This is a genomic window from Bartonella japonica, assembly GCF_040545385.1.
Taxonomy (GTDB): Bacteria; Pseudomonadota; Alphaproteobacteria; order Rhizobiales; family Rhizobiaceae; genus Bartonella; species Bartonella japonica.
Map to the genome: position 1 here is coordinate 1 of NZ_JBEPLT010000047.1, position 2,451 is coordinate 2,451.

Sequence of the window (2,451 nt, forward strand, 5' to 3'; positions counted from 1 at the left end):
AAGACCACCACTGAGTGCCATTCTGTTTTATCTTTTTTTTGATTAGTAGCCTTGTCTGTATAGCTCTCAGAAGTTGCCATTCGAAAATTGACCACCTCAGCGCCCGATGTCTTCACGGCAAGAGATATTTATAGACGATGTTGGAGTTCGTTAAAAGATAAGGAAGCTGTGAAGAAAGTTTTAGAGCTCTTATGTTGTTACAATTATATTCGTGAATTTCCTATAGAGGGGAATGAACTAGGTCGGTATCCTGATAAACGCTATGAATGGCATTCCTTGGTCAAAAACAACGACATAAAACAATAAAGAAACCTCTTTTGACAGCATTCTACTCAAATGGCAAAACTCTTTTTAATGGTATTCTCATCAAGTAACTTTTCTCCAAAAACAATGATCTGAGTGACCCAATCAAAAGAGTTTTGTTCAATGTTGTCAGTTTTGTCAGTTCCTTTTAGAGCCTATATTATTTTTTTTAAATGAGTAAAAATAAAAAACATTATATATCAATAGGTTAATATTTTAAGACACAACCCATATCGAAAATACAACCTTAAATACAATTAATAATATATATTTGTCAGTTATCTGTCAGTAAATTGAACTGACAACAAAATAGACCATTTGAGTGAGTGATTAAAACATGGCTATGATATGAAAAGCATGTGATCCTTTAAAGCCTTTCAAAAGATAGGTTTATAATCATAAGAAATGTTATCAAGATCATTATGGTTATGAGTTTTGAAGTTTTTTTGGGTTTTGACGGTTGCTGCTATTATGTAAAAAACGATAAAAGATAAAAACATTATATTTCAATGTGTTAAGATTTTATAGATCTTTAAAAAACAACCTCTATTGATAATACAACCTCTAAATTCAACTAATAATATAGGTTTTGAGGGGGTTTTGAGGGGGTTTTGTAGGTGTTTTGACGATTTTTACACCTTCAAAACCTATAAGGAAAATTTGTCATAAAATCTATCAAAATACTCATTCTGACATTTTAAAGCACATATCGAATTTGTTGTTATTATCCACAAAACGAATAGCAAATTTCACTAGTTTGCTAATCTTATTCCATGTCATGGGCTGTGGATAAATAGCCTTTTAAAAACTCTTTAAAAAAATTATCCGCTTTTTTTGCATTTTTTCTGCATTTTTTTTCATCATTCATTCAAAATGGATTTAATAAGCTTCATTTCGATTCTTTTGAAGAGAATTAATTCAACAGAATATATTGTCATGGAGTTTATCCTTTATGTCTCACCCTCTTTATTCTGATAATGAACATGTCACTTTACGCTCTCTCTTAGAGTATTATCGTCAAAGAGCTAAATCACCCCGTGAATTAGGAACCATGTTTGAAAACCTTGTCATGACTTATTTGAGTGAAGACCCTCTTCAAAAGCAAGAATATGAAAAGGTTCAAACTTATTTGGAATGGGCTAAAGAGCATGATGAAGATGGAACTGATATCGGTATTGATCTGGTCGCTACAATCCGTGATGAAGGTGGCTATGCTGCCATTCAATGTAAATGCTATGACGCTTCTCACATAATTAAAAAAGAAGATATTGATAGTTTTATCGCTGCCTCGGGCAAAAAGATCTTCACCCGTCGTATACTGGTTGATAGCACCGAAACAGATTGGAGTGACAATGTTGAACTGACTTGTGAGGGGCAAGAGGTTCGTATTCAACGGATTAATCTGTTTGATTTGGAAAACAGCCAAATTGATTGGGGGGCTTATAAAGAACAAGGGGAAGCGATCCTTAAAGAGAAACCTAAAAAAAAGCTTTTAGATCATCAGAAAGAAGCACTCAAAGCGGTTTGTGAAGGGTTACAAGAAGCAGACCGTGGCAAGCTGATTATGGCGTGTGGGACGGGCAAGACTTTCACCAGTTTGAAGATAGCAGAAACTCTTGCTGGGAAAGGCAAGCGTGTTTTGTTTTTGGTGCCTTCCCTTGCTCTTATCTCTCAAACAATCCGTGAATGGACAGAAGATACACAAGTGCCTTTGCGTTCCTTTGCCGTGTGTTCTGATACACAAGTGGGCAAGCGTCGTAAGAATAAAAATGATGCTATTGAATTTGATAGCTCTGATCTTGCCTTGCCTGCAACCACGGATGCAAAAGAACTAGCTAGCAAAGCGGGTAAGGTTTCACATGATCTGATGACCGTGGTGTTTTCTACTTATCATTCCATCCAAGTGATTTCAGATGCACAAAAAAAGTACGATTTACCCGAATTTGATCTGATCATCTGTGATGAAGCTCATAGAACCACTGGAGTTTCATTAGGGACAGAAGACAATGAATCTGAATTTATCAAGGTTCACGATAACAGCATCATTCGGGGTAAAAAACGCCTCTATATGACAGCAACCCCTAAGATCTTTACCGATGATGCTAAAAAGAAAGCCAATGAGTTCAATGCTGTTCTGGCGTCCATGGA

2 protein-coding genes and 1 pseudogene are annotated in these 2,451 nt (G+C 35.7%); 2 read left to right on the plus strand and 1 reads right to left on the minus strand.

What is annotated here, in order from left to right:
* Positions 1–128 (minus strand): annotated as a pseudogene (locus ABID39_RS07755) (single-stranded DNA-binding protein); the annotation flags it as partial.
* Between the two features lie 40 nt (positions 129–168).
* Between ABID39_RS07755 and ABID39_RS07760 the strand changes: the two are divergent.
* Positions 169–306: a hypothetical protein gene (locus ABID39_RS07760; protein WP_354187580.1), complete on the plus strand. Its 138-nt coding sequence runs from the start codon at positions 169–171 to the stop codon at positions 304–306.
* Between the two features lie 949 nt (positions 307–1,255).
* Positions 1,256–2,451 (plus strand): restriction endonuclease (locus ABID39_RS07765; RefSeq protein WP_354187582.1); only part of this gene is annotated, 1,196 nt, incomplete at its 3' end.